Below are 3,162 nucleotides of genomic sequence, written 5' to 3' on the forward strand. Positions count from 1 at the left end.
CGGACTGGTCCGCGGCGGTCGGGCATCTCGCCTCCGCCATCGGTGACCACGCCCACGGGCCGTACGCGCTCTTCGGCCACAGCATGGGCGGACTCCTCGCCTTCGACGTCACCGCCCGCCTCGAAGCACACGGGGAACGCCCGCCGGTGTGGTTGGGGGTGTCCGCCTACCCCCAGCCCGCGCCGCACGAACCCGGACGTCACCTGCTGCCTTCCGAACGCCTGCGTGAGCTGGCGGCGCGTCTGGGCGGCCTGCCGCAGATCGTCCTGGACAGTGATCACCTGTGGCCGGAGGTCGAGACGCGGCTACGCCGGGACCTGGCGCTGCTGGACTCCCGGACGGCGGGGAGGTCCCACGTCCGCACCCCGCTGTCCCTGTACCGCGGACAGCGGGATCCCGTGATCGCCTCCGACGGGATGCGGGGTTGGCACGGGCTGGCCTCCCGCGTTCTCGGAGTCCGTGTCTACCCGGGCGGCCACTTCTACTTCCAGGACCGCGTTTCCGACGTCGTCGCCGACATCGTCCACGACATCCGTCACTGTCTCCCCGACGAAAGGTTCCAGCCTTGCGTACCCTGACGCGTCACGGCCTCACGGCCACGGCGTCGGTGTGTGTGGCCGTGGCCCTGTTCTCCCTGGCCGCCTATCTGACGCTGGATCCGGAGTCCTCACGGGTGGACATCCGTCAGGACACCACGTCGCACTACCCGCTCCTCCTCGTCCATATCGCCACGTCGGTCCTCGCGCTCTGCCTGGGAACCCTCCAGCTCATGCCAGCGCTCAGGCGGCGGAGACGGGTGCACAGGACCGTCGGGCGGATCTACCTCTTCGCCGGGGTGTTTCCCGGAGCGGTCAGCGGGTTCTGTGTCGCGGTGCTCACCACCTACGGCCCCACGGCGCAGTTCGGGTTCGGCATGCTGTCCGTCCTGTGGTTCGTCACTGCGGTGCAGGGCCTGCGGGCTGCGCGGGCCAGACGTGTGGCCGAGCACCGGGAGTGGATGATCCGCCAGTACGCCCTGCTGCTCGCGGCGGTCACCCTCCGGGTGCTCCTCCCGCTCCTCCTCGTGCTGTACTCACCCCAGCTCGACACCGTCTACGGCGGCGACCAGGAGACCTTCTTCCGCGAGGTCTACCAGGTCGTTCCGTGGCTGTGCTGGGTTCCCAACCTCGTCATCGCCGAGTGGTTCCTGCGACGCCACGGGGCCAGTACGCGCGATTCGTCCCACACCCCCTTGGAGCAGATCCGATGACCACCACCGATCCACGTCCGGCCTCGCCCCCGACCGCGCGACCGGCCCCCGACACGGTCGCGCGGTTCACCAACAGGGAACGCCTCGCCGAGCTCGACCTCGTCCGCGCCGAAGCGTTGGAACCAGGAGGCGGCCGCGCGACCAGGGCCCAGCACGACCGGGGGAAGCTCACCGCGAGGGAGCGCATCGAGATCCTCCTCGATCCGGGGTCCTTCCAGGAGATCGAGACGCTGCGGCGCCACCGAGCCACGGAGTTCGGTATGAAGGACAAGAAGCCCTACACCGACGGCGTCATCACCGGCTGGGGCACGGTGTACGGGCGGAAGGTGTTCGTCTACGCCCACGACTTCAGGATCTTCGGCGGCGCCCTGGGCGAGGCGCACGCCGAGAAGATCCACAAGATCATGGACCTGGCGGAGTCGGTGGGAGCGCCGTTGATCGGACTCTGCGACGGCGCCGGGGCCCGCATCCAGGAAGGCGTGACGGCCCTGGCCGGCTACGGCGGGATCTTCCGCCGAATCGTCCGCAACTCCGGCGTCATTCCGCAGATCAGCGTGATCATGGGGCCGTGCGCCGGAGGTGCGGCCTACGCGCCCGCCCTGACCGACTTCGTCTTCATGGTGCGGGACACCTCGCAGATGTTCATCACCGGACCGGACGTCGTCACCGCGGTCACCGGCGAGTCCATGACCATGGACGAACTGGGCGGCGCACGGGTGCATGAGGCCTCGTCGGGAGTGGCGACCCTGGCCTATGACGACGAGCGCACCTGCCTGGAGGACGTCCGTGACCTCCTCACCTTCCTGCCCTCCAACAACCGCGAGCTTCCTCCACTGGAGCCGTCGGACGACCCGGTCGACCGACCCAACGACGCCCTGCTGGACGCGGTACCCGACAGCCCCAACCAGTCCTACGACGTCCTGCGCATCATCGAGGAGATCGTCGACGACGGTGAGTTCTTCGAAGTGCACCCCGCGTGGGCCGGGAACATCGTCTGTGGGCTGGCCCATCTGGGCGGGCGGACCGTGGGTGTCGTCGCGGACCAGCCCGCGGTTCTCGCCGGGGTGCTGGACATATCCGCCTCGGAGAAGGCCGCGCGTTTCGTCCAGTTCTGCGATGCCTTCAACATCCCGCTCGTCACGCTGGTGGACGTTCCCGGCTTCCTCCCGGGGGTGGAGCAGGAACACCAGGGGATCATCAGGCACGGCGCGAAACTGCTGTACGCCTACTGCAACGCGACCGTGCCCCGGATACAGGTCATCCTGCGCAAGGCCTACGGCGGCGCCTACATCGTGATGGACTCCCGGTCCATCGGAGCCGACCTGTCCTACGCCTGGCCGGGGAACGAGATCGCCGTCATGGGCGCGGAGGCCGCCGCCAACGTCGTCTTCCGCAAGGAGGTCGCCGCCGCGTCGGATCCGGAGGGCAAACGCGCCGAGAAGGTCGCCGAGTACCGGCGCGAACTGATGCACCCCTACTACGCGGCCGAGCGGGGGTTGGTCGACGACGTCGTGAGCCCCGCCGACACGCGCGGGACGCTCATCCGGTCCTTGGAGGTGCTTCGTGACAAGCACCGGGACCTGCCGTTCCGCAAGCACGGAAACCAGCCGACGTAGTGGTTCCCGAAGACCGGGCATGGAGAGAGGGAGGAAACATGCGGACGGGTTCTGGGAGCTCCCCTGGTGCGGGAGTACTCACCCACGGAATGAGCGAGGAGGAGGTGGCCGCCGTGATCTCCATCGTGTACGGGTTGTCCCGGGTGAGGGGGGCGGACATGGGCGATCCCGGTCCGAGGCGGGCCAACTGGTCACGGCGGGGCGAGGAGCCGGTGGTGCAGCCGTCATGGCGCGGCCGGTCCGGACACGACCTGGAGAGGAGGTCGTACCACCGTGCGTAAAGTACTGATCGCCAAC

4 protein-coding genes are annotated in these 3,162 nt (G+C 68.8%); all 4 read left to right on the forward strand.

Annotation, left to right across the window (positions count from 1 at the left end; all coding sequences use genetic code 11):
• A partial coding sequence (locus tag D455_RS31810; RefSeq protein ID WP_017573729.1) for a thioesterase II family protein occupies positions 1-578 on the forward strand: 578 nt, incomplete at its 5' end.
• The gene (locus D455_RS31815) at positions 566-1,249 is read left to right on the forward strand and encodes a DUF2306 domain-containing protein (RefSeq protein ID WP_017573730.1); all 684 of its coding nucleotides are present in this window, start codon (positions 566-568) and stop codon (positions 1,247-1,249) included. The genes D455_RS31810 and D455_RS31815, both read left to right, overlap by 13 nt.
• Complete coding sequence (locus D455_RS0126725) at positions 1,246-2,865, forward strand: acyl-CoA carboxylase subunit beta (RefSeq protein WP_017573731.1); 1,620 nt, start codon at positions 1,246-1,248, stop codon at positions 2,863-2,865. Before D455_RS31815 ends, D455_RS0126725 begins: the two co-directional genes overlap by 4 nt.
• An 89-nt stretch (positions 2,866-2,954) precedes the next feature.
• On the forward strand, positions 2,955-3,146 hold the full coding sequence (locus D455_RS0126730; RefSeq protein ID WP_017573732.1) for a hypothetical protein: 192 nt from the start codon (positions 2,955-2,957) through the stop codon (positions 3,144-3,146).
• The last annotated feature ends 16 nt before the right edge of the window (positions 3,147-3,162 follow it).

The organism is Nocardiopsis halotolerans DSM 44410 (genome assembly GCF_000341065.1).
GTDB lineage: Bacteria > Actinomycetota > Actinomycetes > Streptosporangiales > Streptosporangiaceae > Nocardiopsis > Nocardiopsis halotolerans.